Origin of the sequence: Candidatus Enterococcus huntleyi (assembly GCF_009933175.1) — a bacterium.
GTDB lineage: Bacteria > Bacillota > Bacilli > Lactobacillales > Enterococcaceae > Enterococcus_K > Enterococcus_K huntleyi.
This window is the reverse complement of sequence record NZ_MAEJ01000012.1, coordinates 129,754-153,519: the sequence shown is the minus strand read 5'-3', so window position 1 is coordinate 153,519 and position 23,766 is coordinate 129,754. Positions and strand designations below refer to the sequence as shown.

Here is a 23,766-nt window from a genome sequence, read left to right as displayed (position 1 = left end):
TACAAGGAGGGCGCGATGACTTTAGCAAACAAGAAAATTCTGCTGATCGAAGATGAACGTGAGCTAGCAGAGATGATTAAGAAATATTTGGAACGCGAGCAAGCCGAAGTCTTTCTGTGTGACCGCGGCGATTCCGCAATGGCTATCTTTGAACGCTGCCAGCCAGACTTACTACTCTTAGACTTAATGTTACCGGGAAAAGATGGCTTAGATATTCTGCGAGAGGTTCGGCTGAAAGAAACATTGCCAATCATCATCTTAAGCGCCAAAGAAACTGAAATCGATCGACTCTTAGGCCTAAAGATGGGTGCAGATGATTATTTGACCAAACCTTTTTCAATTAAGGAACTAATTGTCCGGATAGAAACGATTTTCCGACGAATGGAACAGTATTCAACTATTAACTCCTTGAAGAATCGTTTAAAATATCAACATTTTACGATTGATTTAGCAGCTAGAGAAGTTTTGAGCGAGCAAACAATCATCCCGCTGACCACTAAAGAATATAACTTATACGAATTCTTATTGCGCCATCCTAAGCAAGTCTTCAGTAAAGCACAGCTGTACGATAATGTCTGGGGCGTGGCTGAATATGGTGACATGAATACCGTAACGATCCATATTCAAAAATTAAGAGAAAAGTTAGGGCCAGCGAATGGCATCACAACTATTCGTGGGATTGGTTACCGTTTTGACGGAGGAATCCGATGAAAAAATCACTCATTCGACAACTCATGACTCTCTGTTATCTGGCCTGTCTGTTAATCGTCTTACTACTCGCCTTCGTGATCGATTCAGCGACGCTCCTCGTACCTATTTTATTGATTATTTGCCCATTTATCGGTTTAGTCCTGTACACTGTCTACTATATTAAGAAGAAAATTTTGTCCCCTTTAGACGACTTAACCAGGCAAGCTGCCCAAATTTCAAAGGGAGATTTAACCAAGCCTATACAAGTCGCGACAACGGATGAAATTGGTCAGTTCATGACTGCTTTTGAGCAAATGAGACAAGCCTTATTGGCGCAGCAGCAACAACAAGCAAGATTCGAGCAGGAACGAAAAGTATTTGTTAGCAGTATCTCTCATGACTTAAAAACACCCTTGGCCTCCATCTCAGCTCAAGTCGAAGCCCTGCAAGACGGGCTGATTATCTCAGCGGATGAACAAAAACAGGCCTACAAAATAATCGAAAATAAAGTGGCCACACTCGCTGACTTATCCGCAGAGCTCGCGGCTAGCTATGAAACGCCAGAAACACTTTCGTTAACGCTGACTGCAGTCAATGCTTACGCTTGGTCGGTTGATTTTTTGGATGACTTAAAAACGGAGTTAGCTTTACAATCTGCCGCTATTCAGCTAGTTAATCAGTTGCCTGACGATGGCGAGACGCTCTTAATGGATGGTTATCAGCTAGATCGCGCGCTGCATAATCTGTTGAGTAATGCTTTACGTTACCACAAGCAATTTATCTATATTTCAACGGCGATTATCGACGAACAATTCGTGATTACTTTTAAAAATGATGGCGCCACTGTTGAAACAACCGACTTAGAGCGCTTGTTTGACCGTTTTTATACAGAGGATAAAAACAACGCAGACGGTCATCTCGGCTTAGGTCTTTCGGTTGCTAAAACCATCATTGAAGCGATGAATGGGCAGATTGTCGTCGAGAAACACCAAGACGTCATTGAATTTACACTATTTTTGCCTATCCACTAAGAGTTAGGCTTATTGGATGCCAATTGAAGAAACTAATTTCTTTAGACAATCATGGAAAAATAACAGACAACTAATTTTTTATTCTGATTCAACTTGGAGGTCATGAAATGTACTATCCTATTCAAATCCCTTACGTGTTAGACCAAGTTTTTCTTCAGCAGATGGACTATCGAGAAACGGTGATTGATGAGCTGTCAGAATTCGTGATTTGTTACTGGCAGATGCGTCCGATTAACGAGAATGATCAGAAACTGGACAATATCATTATTATTGACGGGTGTATCGATTTGATTGTCGATTTTAAGGAGCAAATAATTGGTTTTTCAGGGATGAGTCAGACGGATTTCCACTCACCCATCCAGTTACCTGCTGAATTTATGGGCTCGCGGATGCTTCCAGGAGCTTTTCATCAACTGACGGGATTGCCAGCAAATGAAGCCATGGATGCATTTCTACCCTTGTCTCGTATTTATCCAGATTTTGATAGCCAAACATTCTTCTCTCTGACCTTTGATGAGGCAAAACAATATCTGATTGACTATATGGTAGAAAATTTCAGTCAACAGACGCCCAACGACTACACCACACTCTTTCCTAGGCTGATTCAAGAACCACCTGCTTCTGTTAACGAACTCTGTCACCTACTCAACAAAAGCCAAAGTCAATGTCAGCGAGATTTCAAAAAGAATTATGGATTGTCCCCTAAAGTCGTCCTTTCAACTTTACGCTTTCAACAAGCATTAACACTTTTAACTACTGAAAAAATGAACGCCGGTGACTTATTGGCGTTAGTTCAATACTATGACCAGTCTCATTTTATCAATGATTTCAAACGACATATTGGCCTGACACCGATGGAACTTATCAGCCACTATCAATCATGACCAGTATTTCCAATACAGCATTCATGCGAGTTGCTAAAATAAGGATAGACAAAGGAGGAATGATTTATGATGACAAGTATAACGACCAACTTGATGGTGGAAAATGTGACGGAAAGCCAACAGTTTTATGAAGAAATACTCGGCTTCACCACAGTCGCTTCTGTGCCTAATCAGAGCGATGGCCTGCAGTTCGCTATTTTGGCCAAAGATGACCTGATGCTGATGGTTCAAGAAAGAGAAAATTTCATTTCAGAATATCCAGCATTAGCCACTGAGAAAGTTCAGCCGTCCATCAGCCTGTATATCAAGGTGGATAATTTGGAGGAGATCTATGCAAAATTGCAAGAAAACCATCGTATCAATACCGAGATGCACACGACTTTTTATGGGGCAAAAGAGTTCGCTATTTTGGATAATAGCGGCTACGTTTTAACTTTCACCGAAGATAAATAATTGCTATCAATCAGATGAGGACATTCAGCACAATCACAGGCTGGTGTCCTTTTTATGATTATTTTCTAAATGACCAACTGACAGCCTTTTGTACTCGCGGAGAGTAACTTCATTTGGACGAGCAACTCGCACAATTTGAATAATTTAAACAATCAATTTAAACAGTCGAACATTTGTTTGTAATTTAAACTTGTCGACCGCCGGAATAGCCGATATACTGATAAAGAAGAATCAAGCAAGGGAGGCATTCAACTATGACGATAACAGACGCAGCAAACTCAATAGTCCCACCTAAAACGACTTTATTAGAACAGCTAAATCACTTACATACAACCGAGTTAGGCGTGGAACGAATTAAAAATAATCTATCCTTGCAGGTTGACGACGTGGTAGATTGGTGCAAGCAACAAATCCAGTTACCCAACTGCCAAATTACTAGACAAGGGAAAAATTATTACGCGGAAACGGAGCAAGCAATCATCACTGTCAATGCCCACAGCTATACGATTATCACCGCTCACCCACCAAAACACCAGAAAGCGAAAAAATCAATCTCATGAACTGATTTGAAAAAATTATTTTTTGGAGGAAAATTAGATGGCTAGACCTAGAACGAAAAGCGACCTATTGCAAGCAAGTGAGGAAAATTTTGCCACCCTACTGATACTGATTGACTCACTGCCAGAAGAAGCTCTTGACACACAGCTACCTTTTGCTGATGAGAAAGACCCAGCTGCCCATTGGAAACGAGACAAAACGCTTAAAGATGTGTTGATTCATTTGTATGAATGGCATCAGTTACTGCTCAATTGGGTGACAGCTAATCAAAAGGGGGTTACGCAACAATTCCTGAAAGAAGGTTACAATTGGCGTAGTTACGGGTCCATGAATGTGGAATTTGTCGAAAAACACCAAGAAACCTCTTTTAATGAAGCGTTGGCGTTAGTAAAGGACAGCCACACGAAAGTTATGGTACTTGCTAATGAATTTTCAGATGAGCAACTATTTTTGAAGAAGCAATACAAATGGGTTGGTGGCAGTACACTTGGAGGTTACTTTGTCTCCAGCACAGCTAGTCATTATGACTGGGCAATTAAAAAGGTTAAACGGTATAAAAAAACACTATAGTTGATGCCTGATGATAAGATAGTAAACTTACGAATGAGCAGAAAAGGAGATTCGTCATGAATAGATATATTGCGTTACTAAGAGGGATTAATGTCGGTGGGAAAAATCAAATTTCCATGGCTGAGCTAAAGAACGGCTGTGAAGCGCTGGGCTATCTTGATGTTCGAACGCATCTTAATAGTGGCAATCTGCTCTTTTCTACGACGATTGATGACACTCATTTTTTATCTACCACACTTTCGACGATGATCAAAAAGAGTTTTGATCTAGACATTCCCGTTTTTGTAATTGAACAGACAGCTGTTCAAGATATATTGAAGAATGCGCCAGATTGGTGGGGCTCGACAGATAAAGGCGTCTATGACAACTTGATATTTCTTATTCCGCCGCTAACTATCGAAAACTTTTACGCAGCGATTGGCCCAGTCAATGAAGAATTAGAACAAGAAACAAGCTACAAAGAAAGTATCTTTTGGTCCTTTGATCGTGAGAATTCCCGAAAAACGAAGTGGTGGTCAAAGACAGCTAGCTCAAAAATCCGTGGACAAATAACTATTCGAACAGCCAACACCGTAAGAAAAATCGCTACGATGTAAATAACAGACTACTGGTAAAAAAATAGATTTTCCGAGGAGGAATTCATGCAATCCATACTTTTCGCCCCAGAAACAATCAATCTTGCTGAAACGACAAGAATGATTGAAGTAGCCAAAGAAGTGCACCAACTAGGTGTTCAATGCTTTTTTATTGCCTATGCCAAAAAATTTGCTTATCTGATTGAAGAAGCTGGCTTCACTGTTCATTATTTGCAACCTGAAACTTCAGAAAAGATGGCCGCAGAGATGATTCGTTTTGATCAACTAAAAACCATCAAAAATCCCTTCACTAAAGAATTGATGGAAAAGCGAGTAGCTGCTGAAATTGACTTTATCAAAGCGCATCAAATTGAGAAAGTCGTGATTGGCACTTCGATTTCGTTATTCATGTCGGCTAGAATTTGCCAAGTCCCCTTATTTTACGTTAAACCATTTGCCTACTCTCGCCCACAAATACAAAGTGGTGAACTGTTTGATATTCCGCTACTAAAACCACTGATCCGTAAACTATTACTGAGTGTTCGATATGTTCCAAGTGTCTTTAAACATATCGAAAAAAAATATCAACAGAAGATTTTTCATCATTCTATCGATATTTTTGACGGGGATGTCAATTTGATTACCACCTATCCTGAGTTAACAGGAATCACAGAATTGCCAGAGAACTATGCATACACTGGCTTTATCTATGCCAAGTTAGGGACGGAAATTCCTGAGAAAATCTATCAACTTGCTGCTGAAAAACGGCCATTGATTTATTTTTCGATGGGCAGTTCAGCTAACCGGCAACTAATTTTGAAAATCTTACCGATTCTTGCTCAACTCCCCTACACGTTTATTTGTAGTGTGGCCTACTATGTTCCCGAGTATAAAAATAAGCAGTTCGCAGATAATGTCCATATTTTCGATTGGCTACCCACAGAAGAGATCAATTCTTTGATTGATTTGTCTATCTTACATGGCGGTGAGGGTACAATTCAGACAGCCTGTCTCTCAGGCAAACCCTTTATTGCACTAGGCTTGCAAATGGAGCAACGCTACAATGTCAATATTTGTGCCAAATACGGGAATGCCTACGCTCTTCGCAGTAAAGATATCAAAGAAAAAAACTTGGCAGAGATTATAAAAACGATGTTAACCAACCCAAGCTATCAGACTAGAGCCCAAGAAATGGCCCGACAAATCAAGGAAAAACAAATGACTGGAGCTCAAACCGCAGCCAATCTTATTTATCACTGGACTGCGAAATAGCTTAGTTATTGCTTCTTAAAAAGTACACAGAAATTGTCTGAATAACAGCGAAATAGAGATTACCAAAAGCTTAAGATCAAACTAAAGTAGAATCTATTCAACCACTAATGTTCGGTCACCGTTACGCAAAATTAAATGCTTTCTAGCGCCTGAGTCACATACCCTTGACTTAGCTAGAAAGCTTTTTGTTTGTCTACTAATTACTTAGTCTTGCCAGTCCTCTGGTTTCAAATAGGTGCGCTGGCTGTCTTTTTCGAATTCTGCCCGTTGCTCAACAGCTATTTGCGGATGATCCGTCACTAATCCTAGTGCACCTCTTTTTAGAAACGATTGCATTTCATCTGGTTCATTAACTGTCCAAATATATACTGGAAGCCACGCACGTCGGAATTCCATTAGATTCGTTCGCGTAGCCATCCATTCTTCGATTAAAACGAAATCAATCTTCATGGTAGAAATCACGGTCGGATCTAAGTAGCCGATATTCCCAAAAATACAGTAGCCATTGGTGGTCTCTGGATGCTTGGTACTCATCTCCTCCACCAATGAATAATCCAATGATAAGAAGATAGCACTCTCTAAAACATTATATTTTTTCATGACTTTAGCCACTTCATCAATCAAATTTTTTGATTCATGATTATGTAATTTCAATTCTACAGCGAGCTGAATTTTATCTTGGCAATAGGCCAATACTTCATCCAATGTCGAAATTTTTCCGGTATGACCATTTTGTTTCAACTGTACTTCTGAAAGCTCAGCTGCCGTTAATTCATGAACAGATTTGTTAATCCCCGCTAAACGCTGTAGAGAATCATCATGAATAACCATTGGTATACCATCTTTAGATAACAATATGTCAACTTCAGCGTACTCAACTTTTGCATCGATTGCCCCTTGCACCGCTTCGACGGTATTCTCGACGCCATCCAGACTTCCACGATGGCCAATAACGATTGGCTCATGTAAATCACTGGCATCCTCTAAAGAATAATAGGTAAATAAAAAGACAGATGTAACTAGTAAAGCGGCAAAGATAATTTGTAGCACTCTTCTCTGAAATAGTTGACTGACCAGACGCTTAACCCTTGTGAATGAGTAACTAGAGCTTTCATTTACCAGAGAATCTTTTTTCTCATGATAAAAGCCATAAGTTAATAAGCTAAGCAATAGCGGCATAACCAACAATTGTCCGAGATGATAATAGAGAAAGAAAAGAATTTTCCCTATGCCCGACAAAATTTGACCATTTTGAAAGACATGGAAAATTTCAGCACCGGTGATTGGTAGAAAATACTCTTCAGCCATATATTCTGGCAATCCTTTTAACAACCCCCATATGATCAAATACACCACAACAATTTTCAGATAAAAGAAGAGATTTTTTTTGATAGCTGCCACACTAGATCGACTTCCTGAAAGAAAAGATTTCCCTTCTAAAACCATACTAGGTACGACATAAATACTCAGAAAGAAGCCTAGATAGATCAGTCCGTAGACGAATAGAATCAGATACTGTCCATAGTTTCCTTTGGCCAACTCTCCGGTAATGAAATTGGGTATTTTGAAAAAAGGAAATAGCGGACTCGTATAACCCAAATTAACAATAGGAAGAAAAAGAAATACATACACAAACGTGCACACGATATTCAACGGATTCAGCATCTTCTTAGAAAGCTTGAAGGCTCTCAGCTGATGGAAAATCGATCCCTCCTCTGTTTTTAGCTTCTCAGTAGTAAAATTAATCAATACAGTAAACTCGAAGAAACTGATGATTAAAACTAGCACCATTGAAATAATTCCAGAAATAAGCCCCATTGGCGAGAAAAAATAATCGAGCATATTGTCGTTAAATAACACCTGGTATCCCGAAGTAGCTAAGCCAAATCGAAAAATCAAACTAACGAGTGGCTGTATCAAAAATAGCTGTAAAAAATTAAACAATAAAGCAAAACTAACCAATTGTATACCCCAACCTTGTGTGGTCTTTTTCAAATAACTTGAATCAAAAATACGCAACATTTATACACATACCTAACCCTTTTTTTATTTAAGTATCACACACCTGAATGAACTTATCAAGACTCTTTGATAAAAGAAATCCTTTTATAATAGGGTTTAATTAAGGGAAATCTCTTTTCCCGCTCGGCTTAATTATTGTTATCCTTCAATTTCCTACTCAATTCTTTGGAAGTCTCCTTTCAAATCCTCTCCTTTTCAAATCTATCTACCAGACAAATTAGACGGTTATTTCACAAATATTATTAGACCAAATTTACAGATTTTCACAGAGTTATGTTCGATTATTATCTTTTTTTACGATCTGTCAAAAATAGCTAATTTTACAAACAAAAAATAACGGATAAACATTTTTCTGTATTTTTACCCTTTACTAATTTGCTTATTGAAACAATTTGTTTTGAGATTTAACTAATGAAGATTTCGACAATCTTGACCTATTAGGTAAATAGAGATACAATTATATTAACCTGATAGGTCAATGATAGAAATTAAGAGAAGAACAGGCTACAGTAGAACTATCCTACAGCCTGAGATAGAACCATAAAAAAAGAAAAATTACAATTCTGGAAAGGAAACCACCGATGAATATTTCAAAGCTTGATGAAGAAAGAAAACTAGCGATTCTGAATGCAGCCCTGAAAGAATTCGTAACGAAAGGCTACGATGCTGCTTCAACCAATATAATCGCCAAAGAGGCAGGAATATCAAAAGCGCTGATGTTCCATTATGTTGAGAATAAACAAGAATTGTTTCTATTTGTCTATCGTTATTTTAAACAGCTTTTAGACGAGCATTATTATCAGAAATTAGATACGCGCGAACAAGAGTTGTTTTCAAAATTACGTCAATCTTATCTCTTGCAAATCGACTTAATCCGACAATATCCAGCAATTCTCGAATTTGATAAATTAACAGAACCAACTAATTCTCACGTGATTAATGAAATACTACTTCATGAAAACCAGCAGAATAATTTGGCGGAGTGCTCCGCTATTTTAGACACGATTGATGAATCACACTTTAGGAAAGAGCTTGATAAAAATATCTGCAAACAGTTTATTACATGGGCTAATATTGGCTTTACTACCCAAATATTGCAAGAAATCAAACGTTCTGGCGCTGATAGCTTTGATTCAGAAAAGATAATTGAACACTTAGATGCCTATTTTGATGAGCTGAGAAAAATTTTTTATTCTCCTTTAGAAAAAATGAACTAAGATTATCTGAGACAGATAGTATTACCTAAAAAGATAGGAGGAATATCATGCACACAACACATTTAGAACCACTGACTATCGAGTTCCCCCTGCGTGGCGAGTGGAACGCGCTCACTTCGCCAGCCGATAAAGTTCCTAGCCATGGTACAGACCGAATGGGTTTGAGATATGCTTTTGACTTTCAACAAGTCGACTATCTAAGAAAAAATACCCCTTTCTATAAAGTAAGCGAAAGTCGGCGAATTCTATTTGGGGTTCCTCTCAAAGATTGTTATGGTTGGGGTGAGCCAATCTATGCGCCGCTGAATGGAGAAATAGTTGCGGTCGTGGATGGTCATAAAGAACGTAGAATTGTTCATTGGCTCGTAGAATCTTTAATTGGCCTAAAAAAATCTCTCTCTTTTGATGAGAGTAAACATGACTTCAGTCGACTAGCAGGAAATTATGTTGTATTGAAATGTGCGCCAAGGGTCTACATTGCATTGGTCCACATGAAAAAGAATTCGATTAATGTTATCCTTGGACAACAAGTAAAAAAAGGCGAGCTATTAGGTGAGGTCGGTCATTCAGGGAATTCAACTGCGCCTCATTTACATTTGCAAGTAATGGATCGACCAGACTTCAAAGAGGCACAAGGTTTCCCTGTAAACTTCGAAGAATATGAGATTTATAAAAATAACTCGTGGCACAAAGTTAGTCAGGAAATACCTTCACGCAAAGATCGAATTCGTTTTCTGAAATAATTCATTATGAAAGTATTCACGAAAATCATACTCACTGTTCTTCCCGTACATAGACAAAAATAGAGCCCAGAATAAGGAACGTACTCCTTAAATTCCTGGCTCTATTTTTAATTTCCCAGCGTATTTACCTCTTATCTTAGAATTGTTTCTTATTCATAATCACCAGACTACTCATCAATGAAACGCCAAAGACAAGTAGCGTAACGACGATAAGGACTGCGATGGTTAGATACATATTTTCAAGAAGCGCATTGAGTAGCTGAATCAACGCTTGTTGATCAATTAATTTTGTCGCAATAAAACTGATTATCATGATGATACCGACTGCGCCAATCATGACCAGCCGCCCTTTTTCGCCCCCATATTTGATTTGAAAAGGGGCCATGAATGAAAAGAGTAAAATAATCATCGGTAAAATTAATAAGGCCGCAAGTAAGGCTCCTTTGACATCCCCTCTACCTATCACCACGATGCTTACTAGACTAAGCGCCGTTCCGACTAACCAAGAAGCAAATCCTAACAGTAAACCGAAGCAGTATTTTTCTATGACGTAAGAATTTCGTGAGATGGGTAACGTGAACAAGAAAGCATGGCCATTATCAAACTCGTCATAGCTAATCGTGCTCATGGTGAACATTGAGCCGACAAATCCCATGAAGCCAATCGCAAAGGTCGGATCCGCATTCATCGTCGAAATAACTAGCGAAATAAAAATAATCATGACAAAAAATTTAGCCTGTATTTTCATTAACCGAATATCTTTAATCAGTAGTCCTTTCATCACAAATTCCCCCTTATCATCAGCGTAATCACTTCATCAATTGACCCTTTAGCAATCACAATTTGCGGATAGTTCTCAGCATAATACTGCTTCTGGTTGGTCAAACAGCTATACCCATATGGCTCACGTTTTTGTCGTAAAACATATTGTTTATCGAGCTTTTCAAATTGTTCCTCATCGAGTTTTAGAACCGCATAATCACTTAACAAAACGTCTGTCTCTTCATGCAAAATAATGCGTCCTTCATGAATCATGTAGAGATCATCGCACAGTGTTTCCAAGTCACTTGAGATGTGTGAACTGATCAGAATGGCTGCCTCCTGATTCTTTTCCATAAATTCCCGCAACAAATCAAGTAACTCATCTCGCGCGATTACATCCAACCCAGCTGTCGGTTCATCCAGAATTAGTAACTTGGCTTTGTGAGAAATCGCCACGAGAACTTTCAATTTGGCCTTCATCCCCGTCGAAAATTCTTTAATTTGTTTATCCAGTGGTAATTGAAAATGGCTGACCTGTTGCATAAAATACGGATGATCAAAAGCCGAATATAAATTTTTCAAGATAGGAATGATATCATTAATCGTTAAGTAGCCACTAAATCCAGAATCCGACAAGACCACGCCCAAGCCTTCTTTATCATGTGGTGTAACCTGAGCAATGTCTTTGTCTAAAAGTGTAATTGACCCACTATCGATGGAAATCAGGCCTAAAATTGCCTTAAAGGTTGTACTCTTACCGGCGCCATTTTGACCAATCAACCCGGTAATCATTCCCTGCATCACTGCCAATGAACAGTCCAATGAAAAATCGCCATATTGTTTTCTTACTTGTTTAATTTCTAACATCGTTTACCCCTCCAATAGTAATTCAACTAGTTGTTTCAAATCCGCATCGCTAATCCCATAGCGCCGACTTTTCTGAATCACGCGTTCCAATTCACCCTCTAGCTCTTTCATTTGTTCTTCCAATAAAATCTCTTGATTTGTTGCTAAAACATAGGTCCCTTTGCCATGCACCGTTTCGACATACCCTTCTTCTTCGAGACTGTCATAGGCTTTTTTTACAGTCAACGCACTAATTTTCAGCTCTTTAGCTAAGGCTCGTACTGATGGTAAATTGTCCGCTTCCTTCAATTCTCCCTGACGTATCAATCGCTTGACCTGATCAACAATCTGTTCATATATCGGAATCATCAATGATGTATTGATAATAAGTTTCATTTTTTATTCGCTCCTCGCTTTTCACAAACAGTATACAACAGTACAGAACTGTTGTAAAGTGTTATACACTGTTTGTTTTTAAAAAAATTCGCTTATTTTTTTAGTTCGTAGGCAAATTTCGCAATAGGTTAGCCTATCCGTTTGCCATAAAATCTATCAAAAACTACTATCGATTCGCTACTAATTTGATGGTATGATATTAGTAATACCTCGCATTAAATAGATTCCAAATGTAAGGTTTTTAAATGTAAATAAATGTATACTGAATGTGTGGAGGCAAGCAAGTAAATGAACTGGACGACCGACTTAAACCGTTCGATTGATTATATCGAAGCAACTCTTTTGGAAAAAATTAATTATAAAAAGCTAGGTGAAATTGCTCGTTGCTCAGCGTTTCAATACCAACGACTCTTTCTATACATGTCAGGCATGACTGTTTCAGAATATGTGCGAAAAAGGAAACTTTCACTGGCAGCAGTGGATCTGCAAAATGGCGAGAATAGCGTGACTGATGTTGCCTTAAAATATGGCTACTCTTCACCCACCGCCTTTAATCGAGCCTTCAAATTAATTCATGGTGTGGCTCCATCTGCGCTAAAAAGTGGGACAGTACCAGTAAAGACTTTTGCGCCTATCCGCTTCCATTTAAATATCAGTGGTGCCAAAGAGCTTACCTATCAGATTGAAGAAAAACCAGCGTTTCAAGTGGTGGGTATTTCTCAAAAGATCACTACCGATGTCCAAACAAATTTCCAAGAAATTCCCAAAATGTGGGATCAGGCCCGTAGAGACGGCACGATTCTACAATTAGTGGCATTAATGACTGGTGAACCTAAAGGAATGTTGGGCATTAGTTTCAGTCAGGCAAATGATGAAGGGCTATACGCCATCGCTGTCAGCAATGATCAAACGAGTAGCCAGCAAGCACATAATTTCGAGACAAAGCTCATTCCGGCAGCTACTTGGGCCATTTTCCCAAGTCAAGGGACAGGACGCTCGATTCAGGAATTACAAACTCAAATCTATTCAGAATGGCTACCGACTTCTGGTTATAAGTATGTTGATTTACCAGATATCGAGGTTTATATAGACCCAGATCCACAAAATACAAGCTATCAAGTTTGGGTACCCATTACGAAAGCACAAGGAGGAAAAGAACGATGAAATACAAAGGACCAATGCTCGTTGTCAAAGATATCGAGCAGTCAAAAGCATTTTACACGAAGATTTTACAAGTCCGCGTCATCTCAGATTTAGGTGATAATGCGACGCTGACGGGTGGACTTTCGCTTCAAACGGAAGAATCTTGGCTAGAATTTACGAATTGTCAGAAAGATTTCTTCAGCTATGGTGGAAATGTCGCAGAATTTTATTTCGAGGAGCCTGATTTTGATGCTTTTATCGCGCGGATTGAACACGAAGATATCGAATTTTTAGGTGAAGTTGCGACCATGCCTTGGGGCCAAAAAGTCATTCGTTTTTACGATCCCGACAAACACATCATCGAAGTCGGCGAAGATTTAGCAGTCATGGTGAAACGTCTACATAATGAAGGACTAACGATCGATGAGCTTGTCAAAAAAACCTACATGAAAAAAGGCATAATTGAACGCATCCTAAAATAATCGTCGCGCGTCCAAAAGAATAAATGCTCTCAGAAATGAGCCAGCTTGGATAATTAGAGATGCTTCTCTAATCGTTTAAGCTGGTTCGTTTTTCTTTAGCTAGTCCACTAGCCTAGACTCTTTACTTAGATATTAAAAAGTGTTAATTAGAACTTTTCTCATCTTTTTTTCATTTTACTGTTGACAAGTTCTTAATTATTTTATACGATGAGTACAACAAATTATTTAAAAATTCTGACAATTAACGGGTGGTTGCGATGATAAACTCAATTAAATCTTACAACACAACTTTATTATTATAGCCGGGACTTTTATGAAACTCATTTCATGAAGTCCCTATTCGCATTGCATTAGAGAAGAAAGTGGTTCTTTTCTAATGGGATGCTTTTTTTATACCCGTTTTTAAGGAAAAAGGAGGAAATTATAATGAGAAAGATTCAATTTTTTGATACAACCCTACGAGATGGTGAGCAAACACCGGGCGTCAATTTTAATACTAAAGAGAAGGTTCAAATTGCCCTACAGCTAGAAAAATGGGGCATTGATGTGATCGAAGCTGGTTTTCCAATCGCCTCCCCTGGTGATTTTGAAGCCGTTCAAGCAATTGCCCAGCAAGTCAAAAAAACAACCGTCACAGGTCTGGCTCGTTGTCAGAAAAAAGACATTGATCGTGCCCATGAAGCCTTGAAGGATGCGGTAAATCCACAAATCCATGTGTTCCTAGCCACCAGTAATATACATATGCAATACAAATTAAAAATGACCAAAGAAGAAGTCTTGGCTTCGATCACAGAGCATGTCAGTTATGCCCGTAGTTTATTTGAGAAAGTTCAATTCTCACCTGAAGATGCTTCACGTTCAGACCATGATTTCCTATTAAAAGCCGTGCAAACAGCGATTGATGCGGGCGCGACAATCATCAACATTCCTGACACGGTCGGCTATTCAAACCCGACGGAATATGGTGCCCTGTTTAAATTTTTGATTGAAAATATTCAGAGTGAACGAGAAATCACCTTCTCTTCTCATTGTCATGATGACTTAGGCATGGCCACCGCCAATGCATTAGCAGCAATTGAAAATGGCGCCAATCGTGTCGAAGGTGCGGTCAATGGGATTGGCGAACGCGCTGGCAATACGGCACTGGAAGAAGTCGCTTTGGCATTGGCTATCCGAAAAGATTTTTACCAATGCGAGACACAAATCGTGCTTAATGAAACCAAACGAACCAGCGAACTCGTTTCTCGCCTATCAGGAATTCCTGTACCAAAAAACAAAGCAATCGTCGGCGATAATGCCTACGCCCACGAATCGGGTATTCACCAAGATGGTGTCCTAAAAAATCCGGAAACGTATGAGATTATCACCCCGACGCTAGTGGGTGTTACACAAAATTCACTGCCTTTAGGCAAACTATCTGGACGCCATGCCTTCACTTCTAAATTGGAAGAATTAGGTTATCAACTGGACGAAGCCGATAGCAAAGAAGCCTTCAAACGTTTCAAATCACTAGCTGATAAGAAAAAACAAATCACCGATAAGGACCTAGTCGCATTACTGGCAGATCAGTATCGTGAAGAAACCGAGCAATACAAATTGGCAGACGTCCAAGTCCAATATAGTTCTAACGGCTATCAAGGAGCGATTGTTTCTATTATTGATGAAGAAAATCAAACAAAAGTCGCTTCAAAAATTGGATCAGGCAGTATTCAAGCAATTTACAATACGATTGATGAACTATTCCAGCAAAACCCAGACTTAACTGAATATGAAATTCAAGCCATCACAGGTGGTGAAGATGCCCAGGCAGAAGTGCGTGTCACGCTGGTCGATTCAGAAACCAACACCGAATTTAGAGGCATCGGCGTCGATTTCGATGTCTTGCAAGCATCGGCAAAAGCCTACGTACAAGCAAGTAATCATTTTAAACAAGCCAAGTAACGGTCCTCAGTTAAAGCTTTAGACCCGATAAGGACTGGCTGTTTACCCACGATTAACTATAAAAATTGGCTACAAGATTCACTACAAGATTGGAGCAAAGACATGACGAAGAAAATTGTTGTTTTAGCCGGTGACGGCATTGGACCAGAAATTATGGAAAGTGGGCTACAAGTCTTAGCCGCTGTTGAGAAAAATTGTCGCCAGACATTTAAAATAGACAAAAAACCGTTTGGGGGCGCCGGTATCGATGAGGCCTACGCCTCTCTACCAGAACCGACGCTAGCTGCCTGTAAGGAAGCCGACGCAATATTACTTGGTGCGATTGGCGGACCGAAGTGGGAAAAAATGGCAGACACCCCTGAAAAAGGTTTGTTAGCTTTACGAAAGGCGCTAGATTTATTTGCTAATATCCGCCCGGTAGCTGTCTCTTCTGCCCTATCACATCTCTCGCCTTTAAAACCTGAAATTATCGAAGGCACAGATTTAATCATCGTGCGTGAATTAAGTAGCGGTATCTATTTTGGCGAACCGCGCGAATTAACAGAAACGATGGCTTATGATACGGCGCGTTATCAGAAAAGTGAGATTCAGCGTATCATTCATGCGGCCTTTAAGATTGCTCAAGGACGTAGCAAGAAAGTCACTTCTGTCGATAAAGCCAACGTCCTAGCCTCTAGTAAATTATGGCGAGCAACTGCTGAAGAAATTGCTAAAGATTATCCAGATTGTCAATTGGAACACCAATATGTCGACTCTGCAGCCATGAAATTAATTCAAAATCCCAAAGCCTTCGATGTGATTGTTACAGAAAATCTATTTGGTGATATTCTCAGCGATGAGGCCTCTGTTTTGCCTGGCTCATTAGGTGTGTTGCCTAGCGCCAGTCATAGCGATAATGGTCCTTCCCTCTATGAGCCGATTCATGGATCCGCACCAGATATCGCTGGCAAAGGGATTGCTAACCCAATCTCGATGATTCTGTCAGTGGCGATGATGCTGCGCCAGTCTTTCCAAGAAGAACAAGCGGCTAAAGCCATCGAAAATGCCTGTGATGCTGTGCTGGCACAAGGATTATTGACTCACGATTTAGGGGGGCAAGCTACAACCGCTGAATTTACAGAAGCGGTGATTCAGGAATTAACAGCCTTCACGGCAAAAATATAATAATAAAACGAAATCAACTATGTAAAAAAGAGTAGCAGACGAACTGTCAAAATCAGAAACTAAGGAGCCAAAACTATGGGAAAAACACTATTTGATAAGCTGTGGGAGCGTCATGTCGTCCAAGGCGAAGAAGGCGCACCGCAATTACTCTATATTGATCTACACCTGATTCATGAAGTGACTTCACCGCAAGCCTTTGCCGGTATTCGTGAAGCGGGTCGGACATTACGCCGACCGGAACGAACCTTTGCGACAATGGATCATAATGTACCGACGGTTGATATTCACAATTTTACCGATTTGGTCGCTAAAAAACAGATTGATACTTTGCAAGAAAACTGTGCAGAATTTGGTGTTCAACTCTGTGATAACGGCAGCGATCGTCAAGGAATCGTTCACATGGTTGGGCCAGAGACTGGCCTAACTCAGCCAGGCAAAACGATTGTCTGCGGTGATTCACATACGGCTACTCACGGTGCATTCGGGGCGCTAGCTTTTGGGATTGGGACTAGTGAAGTTGAGCATGTCTTTGCCACGCAATGCTTATGGCAAAATAAACCCAAGAATATGGGCATCAATATTACCGGCACGTTGCCTAAAGGCGTCTATGCGAAAGATATTATTCTCGCGCTCATCGCCAAATACGGGACTGACTTTGGTGTCGGTTATGGCGCAGAATTTTACGGTGAAGCCATTGAAAGCTTGTCGATGGAAGAACGTATGACCATTTGTAATATGGCAATTGAAGGCGGTGCTAAAATTGGTTTAATCGCCCCCGACGAGAAAACTTTTGCCTATATCGAAGGTCGTGAATACGCACCTAAAAATATGGTTGAAGCAATCAAAGAGTGGCAAACATTACCGACAGATTCGGATGCTGTCTATGATAAAACTTTGACGCTGGATGTCAGTCAGCTCGTACCTTTTGTTACTTGGGGCACAAATCCTGAGATGGGTGTGCCTTTCGATGGTCAATTTCCAGAAATTACAACCCCCGACTTGCAACAAGCCTACAATTATATGGGCTTAAAACCTGGTCAGACGCCAGCTGATATTCCTGTCGGGTATGTCTTCATCGGTTCTTGTACAAACGGTCGTCTCTCTGATCTAAAAGAGGCTGCTAAAATTATCGAAGGCAAAAAAGTCCATGAAAATGTCACAGCGATTGTCGTCCCTGGCTCTCGTCCAGTGCGCAAAGCCGCTGAAAAAATTGGCTTAGATAAAATTTTTAAAGAAGCCGGTTTTGACTGGCGCGAACCTGGCTGCTCGATGTGTCTAGGGATGAATCCTGACCGTGTACCACCTGGCGTCCATTGTGCTTCCACATCGAATCGAAATTTCCAAGGTCGCCAAGGAAAAGACGCCCGTACTCACCTTTGCAGTCCAGTCATGGCTGCGCTAGCCGCTATTCACGGCAACTTTGTCGACAGTCGTAAGGAGGTCATCTAATGGAAAAATTTACTATTTATACTGGAAAAACCGTCCCTCTCATGAATGATAATATTGATACCGATCAAATCATTCCTAAAGGCTTTTTGAAACAAGTCGATAAAGCCGGTTTTGGTAAGCATCTATTTGATGAATGGCGCTTTTTAGCTGATGGTTCGCCTAATCCTGAATTCATCTTAAATAAACCCGAACGCAAAGAAGCTACAATCCTGATTTCAGGTGAAAACTTTGGCTCAGGCTCTTCACGTGAACATGCCGCGTGGGCCATTCAAGATTATGGCTTCAAAGCCGTCATCGCCGGCAGCTACAGCGATATATTTTATATGAATGCACTAAAAAATGGCCTCTTGCCAATCACCCTGGCGCAAGACATTCGAGATACATTGAGTCAGTTACCCGCTGACCAAGAAATTACCATCGATTTGCCGAAGCAAGAAGTTCAAACGCCAGAAGCTAACTACGCCTTTCAAATCGAACCAACCTGGAAAAATAAACTCGTCAAGGGTCTTGATGATATCAGTATTACAATGGATTATGAAGCAGAAATCCAAGCCTATGAGAAAAAAATGATTACATTTAAATAAAATAGAAAACTGCCTAAAACTTCACTCATAGAAAGTTTGGGCAGTTTTTTAGACTTTTGGAAATACCTCAATTAACTGTTTGCTACATTAAGCCAGTGATCCAGTTCGGTTAACCCTATTCTGGTGCTAAATCGACCAACTCAGAAAAACTATAACGCCTAACCTAACAACCCTCTTCATTGTCCAAAACCTACATTTTTATCCTGCCGAAAACCGACAATAGTAAATGCCCCTTGACACTTCGCAAAAAGTATCATGCTTTCGCCTGCTTCGTTCTTTAAACTATGGATAGAACGAAAAGAAAGCAGGTTAAAACTTATGGATAAGATACAGATTACTATGTTTGAAGCAAAAGGAACAAATTATGAAATTGGCTGGCAACTTGGAAAGAAACAAAATGGTGCCACCAAGCACCTGATCAATCAACAGATACCAGATGGATATCCAGAAAGTGAATTAGCAGAAATGACTAATTTATTTGACACCTATTGCCCAGGCTTGAACCAAGAACTGGCGGGCTTTGCCGATGCAATTGGTGTCCATAAAAACCAATTAGTTTATAATACGATGACCTATCTAGTCCCCGGCTGTTCCTTACTTGCTATACTTCCTGAAAAGACTACAGACGGTCATGTCTTAATGGCAAGAAACTATGATTTTTCCCACAAATTTGATGATTTCACTTTTTGTAAAACGAATGTTAACGGACGATACACGCACATGGGTGGGAGCGTTGCCCTATTTGGTAGAAGTGAGGGTATCAATGAATTTGGCTTAGCTGTGGCGCAAACCTCTTGTGGTTTACCAGTTGGAAACTTTCCACCGATGCGTAAGCCACACGTTGCCGGATTGCAGTTTTGGGCAGTGATTCGTGCCCTGTTAGAAAACTGTAAAAATGTCACCGAAGCGCTAGACTCTTTAACGGATATGCCCATCGGCTATAATATTAATCTAATCCTTGCTGATAAAGACGGTACAGCTGTTTTGTTTGAAACCTTGGACGGGGTTAAATCATTTAAGAAAATTGATCATACCACTACACAAAAATATATTCATTCGACAAATCATGCCCACTTGCCAGAGATTATTCGTTTGGAGCCGCTAGCCATGAAGCACTCGGTTACTAGGTATAACTATATCGAAGATTTTATGCAGCAATCAGTAACTGTAACAACGGATGATTTGAAAAAATTATGTCTTTCCAACTATCCAGAAGGTTTATGTTGTGGTTGGTATGAAGACTTTCTTGGCACAATTAAGAGTATGGTTTTTGATATCACTTTAGGGACAATAGCTATTTGTTGGGGTGGCTTAGACGAAAATGGTTGGAACAGCTATTCGTTATCTAATGAATTGGCAACTGAACAAATCAGCGCAAAAATTCAACCTACGAGCCTCCCATTTGACGGCGAATTGATAAAACTATAAATTCTCTGAGTGATTTCGACTTATTCTCTCTTCTAGTAAAAATGATTCTTAACTTTTCTGAACAACCGGATGATTTTCCAAGCTTAGCTCATCAGAATTCACAGATTATTTTATTTACCTTATAGGAATATAGATGAGCAAACGATTCTCAGCCGATTCATAGGCGAGTGCTTCACCATTATATAGTTCGTAAGAATCACGATCAGCCAACTGAGATTTGGACGTCATTGCCCACACGCCATAAATATAATCATAGGATAAGGGAAGATTTTTAAGCGTGCCGCTGTGTTGAAATACTGCATATTTCCCACCAGAGATTGTCTTTTGTACGACTGTCTCTGGGATAAGCGGAAATGCTTCAGCAGGAGAACCAATCATTACTGAAAAAAATAAATTATCATTATTTAGATAAGTTGCGTTAGCTGTTTCACAGACACTATAACCGATTGATTCGACATGGTTCTCTTTACAGATGCGCATATATTGTGCCCATAGCTTCGGTAATTCATTGATCGTAAGCGTTGTTTCTCCCCTAATTCCGATAATTACGGTCTCTTTCGTTTCAACTATTTGAGGTGTTACTGATATATTTTGCGAAATATGAGCCACATGTGTTGAATCTAGCTTTCCCTTTTTATTTACGACTAAATCAAGTCCATTATTTCGATACTTTGTTGGTGAAAAATTAAAGAGACGTTTAAAAGCTCGGCTGAATGCTTCCGATGATTCAAACCCACTTTCAAAGGCAATCTCGATAACTTTTTGATTCGTAAAAATTAGCTTTTGAGAAGCTTCATACAGCCTACGTTTATTAATATAGCTACCGACAGATTCCCCTAAAACAGCAGAAAATATCCGCGTGGTATGATAATACGAATAATTAATATGATTCGCGACTTCTTGAAGACCTATTTCAGAATCAAGATTATCTTCAATATAGCTAATCGCTTTATTTACGATCGTTTCATTGCCCGTTCCATTGCTCATAAAAACCCCCTGATTATTTTTTGTTAGCTCACTCGTGTTGCGAAACCAATTCAAGAATATTATAAGAATTTATTGCCGAAAACCATTTCTAAAACGAAGATTTCAAGTTTACTTATCCATACTGGAGTCCTTTATAGTGATCTTAGATAAACTAATAACTTAAATGTTACTTAGCATTGCTTGTAGCAACGGGTAATTCGTCATACACTATGGTTAGAAACCAAGAAGGAGGATCAGACACAATGTTGAACGAAACTATTAAAGCACTCAGAAAATCAAAAGGACTTTCACAACAAGAACTTGCCGTTAAACTAAATGTAGTCAGACAAACCATCTCGAAATGGGAGCAAGGATTGTCGGTTCCTGATTCTGACATGCTAATTTCCATCTCAGAGATTCTCGAAACTCCTGTCAGTATTTTACTCGGTGAAACAGTTGATGTAACAACACCCAATGATTTAAAAACAATTGCAGAAAAACTGGAGATTATAAATTTGCAACTTGCCAAAAGGAAGTCAGCAAAACAAAAAATTATTCGCTGGTCATTGATTACGTTCTGTTCAGTTATCGTATTGTTCTTTATGATCCTACTTCTATTAAATAGTCCCTATTTGAATTGGAACTATAATGACCCTGAAACTGCTGTTTTAGGCGTAGGTTTTCATGTAGTTGAATGGCTTTTTATTCGATTCGTTCCAGTTATTTTGATTGGCGCAATGATTGGACTATTTTTGATACGAAAGAAAAAGTGAAACATTTCTGCTTTGTATACAGAAATTGTAGCTCTCAACAAAGACTATCAATGCCCTTCTCTAAAAACTGATGGACGATCGCGGTAATCTCTTCCGGTGATTTGACTGGCTCATCTTCTAGCCATTCAGAAACGATATTCCAAAATCCACCTGTTTTAAAAGCTAGACGAAAACGATCAGAATTATCTTTTTCAGTGGGTAGCCCACGCATCTCTTGAAAAATTTGGATATAGCCTTGGTAGTTTTGTAATAAATGAGCAAATAGATTTTGTCTTTTTAGTAGGCGTAGAAATGCTAGCTGTTCAGTCAAAAACTGAAAATGACAGACTGTTAATTGCCGCTCACTCAGCTGTCCCTGTTGTACCAAGCTCTGAAAATGAGGCACGACTAATGATAGGATGTATTGATCCAGAACCTCTTCCTTCGTTTTGAAGTGACGGTAAAAAGTTCGTCTATCTATCTCTGCTTGGCTGGCAATCTGGCTGATTGTCAGCTTATTGAATTCATCGGCCTGCATTAATTCAATCAGAGCCTGCATAATCCATTTTTTCGTCGTCGCTACTTGTTGATTATTATTTTTCATCTTTGCCATCGGATGTCTCACTTTCTGCAATTTGTTGCACTTATCTGATTCTATTGAAATCCGCTTCCTTCTTACTATAATATTAGAATCAGAAAGACACAAGTGAGACATTTAAAAAGGAGCAAACTATGGATAATCAATTACAGGGTAACCAATTGCAGAATAATCAATTACGAAAAATGGGAAACTCAGATTTATGGCTATCACCACTAGGTTTAGGTGCTTGGCAATTTTCAGGTGGAAAAGGCTTCGGCAGCAAATTTTGGAAAGGTATTAATCAGGAGCAAGTGACAGAAATCATCAAAATTAGCTTGGCTGAGGGGATTAATTGGATTGATACCGCTGAAGCTTATGGTCATGGAACATCAGAACAAATGATTGCGCAAAGTTTAGACACACTGAAGCGTCAGGATCCTACATTTACAGATCCCTACCTAGCAGATAAATGGTGGCCCTTGGCTCGAAAAGCTACTTCTATCGGCCACACTATCTCGATCAGCCGGGCCAATCTTGGGAACAGAATAATCACACTCTATCAGATTCACCACCCCACCTCGCGCTCTTCATTACAAAAACAACTAAAGGAAATGGCGAAGCTAGTCGGAAATAACGATATCCGCTATGTTGGCGTAAGTAATTTTTCAGCCAAACAAATGCGGAAGACACAGGCTATTCTAGAGGAGTTAGGACTCGTATTAGTCTCTAATCAAGTCCGCTATAATCTATTTGATCGGCGGATTGAAACAAATGGAATTTTGAATACAGCGAAGGAATTAGGCATCGCTATCATCGCCTACTCCCCTCTGCACCAAGGATTATTGACGGGGAAATTTCATAAGGAACCAGAACGAATAAAACAACTCTTCTGGCTAAAGAGAATACAATACGGCTTCACCAAAAAGAATCTAGAAAGAACGAAACCCCTAATTAATACGCTAGAAACCATTGCAAATCAACATCAAGCGACAGCTGCACAAGTCGCCTTGGCTTGGCTGATAACAGCTCACGGCAAAACAGTTTTCGCCATCCCTGGCGCAAGCAGCCCCGCACACGTTAAAGGAAATATCCAGGCAATGCAACTACAACTGACAGAACAAGAAATACATCAGTTACGTACAGCCTCAGAACTTTGAGAATCTGAGTGTCTATATTGGCGCATTGGTTTAGTGACATGAAGCTTATCTACCTATATTAGATGAACTATATAGTATAAATTGGCTGTGCTAATAAATCT

The 23,766-nt window shown here is 39.6% G+C and carries 25 protein-coding genes; 19 read left to right on the top strand and 6 right to left on the bottom strand.

Features of this window, described 5'->3' with window-relative positions; translation table 11 throughout:
• Positions 1-15: 15 nt before the first annotated feature.
• The 8 genes from BAU15_RS08760 to BAU15_RS08725 all read left to right on the top strand — a co-directional run bounded on the left by BAU15_RS08760 (position 16) and on the right by BAU15_RS08725 (position 6,033).
• Positions 16-711 carry a response regulator transcription factor gene (locus BAU15_RS08760; protein WP_161842364.1) on the top strand — a complete coding sequence of 232 codons (696 nt, stop codon included), beginning with the start codon at positions 16-18 and terminating at the stop codon, positions 709-711.
• Complete coding sequence (locus BAU15_RS08755; protein ID WP_161842363.1) at positions 708-1,721, top strand: HAMP domain-containing sensor histidine kinase; 1,014 nt, start codon at positions 708-710, stop codon at positions 1,719-1,721. The genes BAU15_RS08760 and BAU15_RS08755 overlap by 4 nt, the downstream gene beginning before the upstream one ends.
• Positions 1,722-1,828: 107 nt before the next feature.
• On the top strand, positions 1,829-2,605 hold the full coding sequence (locus tag BAU15_RS08750; protein WP_161842362.1) for a helix-turn-helix domain-containing protein: 777 nt from the start codon (positions 1,829-1,831) through the stop codon (positions 2,603-2,605).
• A gap of 66 nt (positions 2,606-2,671) precedes the next feature.
• A complete protein-coding gene (locus BAU15_RS08745) occupies positions 2,672-3,058 on the top strand; it encodes a VOC family protein (RefSeq protein ID WP_161842361.1) in 387 nt (128 codons plus the stop codon).
• A 254-nt stretch (positions 3,059-3,312) separates the two neighbouring features.
• Positions 3,313-3,618, top strand: coding sequence for a DUF3781 domain-containing protein (locus BAU15_RS08740; RefSeq protein WP_161842360.1), 306 nt, complete (start codon positions 3,313-3,315; stop codon positions 3,616-3,618).
• A gap of 37 nt (positions 3,619-3,655) precedes the next feature.
• Positions 3,656-4,186 carry a ClbS/DfsB family four-helix bundle protein gene (locus tag BAU15_RS08735; protein WP_161842359.1) on the top strand — a complete coding sequence of 177 codons (531 nt, stop codon included), beginning with the start codon at positions 3,656-3,658 and terminating at the stop codon, positions 4,184-4,186.
• A gap of 56 nt (positions 4,187-4,242) precedes the next feature.
• Complete coding sequence (locus tag BAU15_RS08730) at positions 4,243-4,782, top strand: DUF1697 domain-containing protein (RefSeq protein ID WP_161842358.1); 540 nt, start codon at positions 4,243-4,245, stop codon at positions 4,780-4,782.
• 45 nt (positions 4,783-4,827) lie between these two features.
• The gene (locus BAU15_RS08725) at positions 4,828-6,033 is read left to right on the top strand and encodes a glycosyltransferase (RefSeq protein WP_161842357.1); all 1,206 of its coding nucleotides are present in this window, start codon (positions 4,828-4,830) and stop codon (positions 6,031-6,033) included.
• A gap of 204 nt (positions 6,034-6,237) precedes the next feature.
• Here the strand turns inward: BAU15_RS08725 and BAU15_RS08720 are convergent, their stop codons facing one another.
• Positions 6,238-8,055, bottom strand: a complete 1,818-nt coding sequence (locus BAU15_RS08720) for a glycerophosphoryl diester phosphodiesterase membrane domain-containing protein (protein WP_161842356.1) — start codon at positions 8,053-8,055, stop codon at positions 6,238-6,240.
• A 581-nt stretch (positions 8,056-8,636) separates the two neighbouring features.
• On the opposite strand from BAU15_RS08720, the gene BAU15_RS08715 reads away from it, so the two are divergent.
• Both BAU15_RS08715 and BAU15_RS08710 read left to right on the top strand, forming a co-directional pair.
• Positions 8,637-9,272 carry a TetR/AcrR family transcriptional regulator gene (locus tag BAU15_RS08715; RefSeq protein ID WP_161842355.1) on the top strand — a complete coding sequence of 212 codons (636 nt, stop codon included), beginning with the start codon at positions 8,637-8,639 and terminating at the stop codon, positions 9,270-9,272.
• A 47-nt stretch (positions 9,273-9,319) separates the two neighbouring features.
• Complete coding sequence (locus tag BAU15_RS08710) at positions 9,320-10,015, top strand: M23 family metallopeptidase (RefSeq protein ID WP_161842354.1); 696 nt, start codon at positions 9,320-9,322, stop codon at positions 10,013-10,015.
• A 136-nt stretch (positions 10,016-10,151) separates the two neighbouring features.
• Here the strand turns inward: BAU15_RS08710 and BAU15_RS08705 are convergent, their stop codons facing one another.
• The 3 genes from BAU15_RS08705 to BAU15_RS08695 are packed head-to-tail and all read right to left on the bottom strand — an operon-like array spanning position 10,152 to position 12,019.
• Positions 10,152-10,796 carry an ABC-2 transporter permease gene (locus tag BAU15_RS08705; RefSeq protein ID WP_161842353.1) on the bottom strand — a complete coding sequence of 215 codons (645 nt, stop codon included), beginning with the start codon at positions 10,794-10,796 and terminating at the stop codon, positions 10,152-10,154.
• Positions 10,796-11,644: an ABC transporter ATP-binding protein gene (locus tag BAU15_RS08700; RefSeq protein WP_161842352.1), complete on the bottom strand. Its 849-nt coding sequence runs from the start codon at positions 11,642-11,644 to the stop codon at positions 10,796-10,798. The genes BAU15_RS08705 and BAU15_RS08700 overlap by 1 nt, the downstream gene beginning before the upstream one ends.
• 3 nt (positions 11,645-11,647) lie before the next feature.
• The gene (locus BAU15_RS08695) at positions 11,648-12,019 is read right to left on the bottom strand and encodes a GntR family transcriptional regulator (RefSeq protein ID WP_161842351.1); all 372 of its coding nucleotides are present in this window, start codon (positions 12,017-12,019) and stop codon (positions 11,648-11,650) included.
• A 288-nt stretch (positions 12,020-12,307) separates the two neighbouring features.
• Here BAU15_RS08695 and BAU15_RS08690 point away from each other — a divergent pair, with 288 nt between their 5' ends.
• The 7 genes from BAU15_RS08690 to BAU15_RS08660 all read left to right on the top strand — a co-directional run bounded on the left by BAU15_RS08690 (position 12,308) and on the right by BAU15_RS08660 (position 20,210).
• Positions 12,308-13,183 (top strand): AraC family transcriptional regulator, encoded by an 876-nt coding sequence (locus tag BAU15_RS08690; RefSeq protein WP_161842350.1) that lies wholly within the window; start codon positions 12,308-12,310, stop codon positions 13,181-13,183.
• Positions 13,180-13,644, top strand: a complete 465-nt coding sequence (locus tag BAU15_RS08685) for a VOC family protein (RefSeq protein ID WP_161842349.1) — start codon at positions 13,180-13,182, stop codon at positions 13,642-13,644. Before BAU15_RS08690 ends, BAU15_RS08685 begins: the two co-directional genes overlap by 4 nt.
• A 426-nt stretch (positions 13,645-14,070) precedes the next feature.
• Positions 14,071-15,585, top strand: a complete 1,515-nt coding sequence (locus tag BAU15_RS08680; RefSeq protein WP_161842348.1) for a 2-isopropylmalate synthase — start codon at positions 14,071-14,073, stop codon at positions 15,583-15,585.
• 102 nt (positions 15,586-15,687) lie between these two features.
• Positions 15,688-16,749, top strand: a complete 1,062-nt coding sequence (gene leuB, locus BAU15_RS08675; RefSeq protein WP_161842347.1) for a 3-isopropylmalate dehydrogenase — start codon at positions 15,688-15,690, stop codon at positions 16,747-16,749.
• A 75-nt stretch (positions 16,750-16,824) separates the two neighbouring features.
• Complete coding sequence (gene leuC / locus BAU15_RS08670; RefSeq protein ID WP_161842346.1) at positions 16,825-18,198, top strand: 3-isopropylmalate dehydratase large subunit; 1,374 nt, start codon at positions 16,825-16,827, stop codon at positions 18,196-18,198.
• A complete protein-coding gene (gene leuD / locus BAU15_RS08665) occupies positions 18,198-18,782 on the top strand; it encodes a 3-isopropylmalate dehydratase small subunit (protein ID WP_161842345.1) in 585 nt (194 codons plus the stop codon). Before leuC ends, leuD begins: the two co-directional genes overlap by 1 nt.
• 318 nt (positions 18,783-19,100) lie before the next feature.
• Positions 19,101-20,210 carry a C45 family autoproteolytic acyltransferase/hydrolase gene (locus BAU15_RS08660; RefSeq protein WP_161842344.1) on the top strand — a complete coding sequence of 370 codons (1,110 nt, stop codon included), beginning with the start codon at positions 19,101-19,103 and terminating at the stop codon, positions 20,208-20,210.
• A 114-nt stretch (positions 20,211-20,324) separates the two neighbouring features.
• On the opposite strand, the gene BAU15_RS08655 is transcribed toward BAU15_RS08660, so the two are convergent.
• The gene (locus tag BAU15_RS08655; RefSeq protein ID WP_161842343.1) at positions 20,325-21,197 is read right to left on the bottom strand and encodes an AraC family transcriptional regulator; all 873 of its coding nucleotides are present in this window, start codon (positions 21,195-21,197) and stop codon (positions 20,325-20,327) included.
• A 242-nt stretch (positions 21,198-21,439) separates the two neighbouring features.
• Here BAU15_RS08655 and BAU15_RS08650 point away from each other — a divergent pair, with 242 nt between their 5' ends.
• A complete protein-coding gene (locus tag BAU15_RS08650; protein ID WP_161842342.1) occupies positions 21,440-21,949 on the top strand; it encodes a helix-turn-helix domain-containing protein in 510 nt (169 codons plus the stop codon).
• A gap of 34 nt (positions 21,950-21,983) precedes the next feature.
• Here the strand turns inward: BAU15_RS08650 and BAU15_RS08645 are convergent, their stop codons facing one another.
• The gene (locus BAU15_RS08645) at positions 21,984-22,541 is read right to left on the bottom strand and encodes a TetR/AcrR family transcriptional regulator (protein ID WP_161842341.1); all 558 of its coding nucleotides are present in this window, start codon (positions 22,539-22,541) and stop codon (positions 21,984-21,986) included.
• Between the two features lie 119 nt (positions 22,542-22,660).
• Between BAU15_RS08645 and BAU15_RS08640 the strand changes: the two genes are divergently transcribed.
• On the top strand, positions 22,661-23,665 hold the full coding sequence (locus BAU15_RS08640; protein WP_161842340.1) for an aldo/keto reductase: 1,005 nt from the start codon (positions 22,661-22,663) through the stop codon (positions 23,663-23,665).
• Positions 23,666-23,766 lie beyond the last annotated feature (101 nt).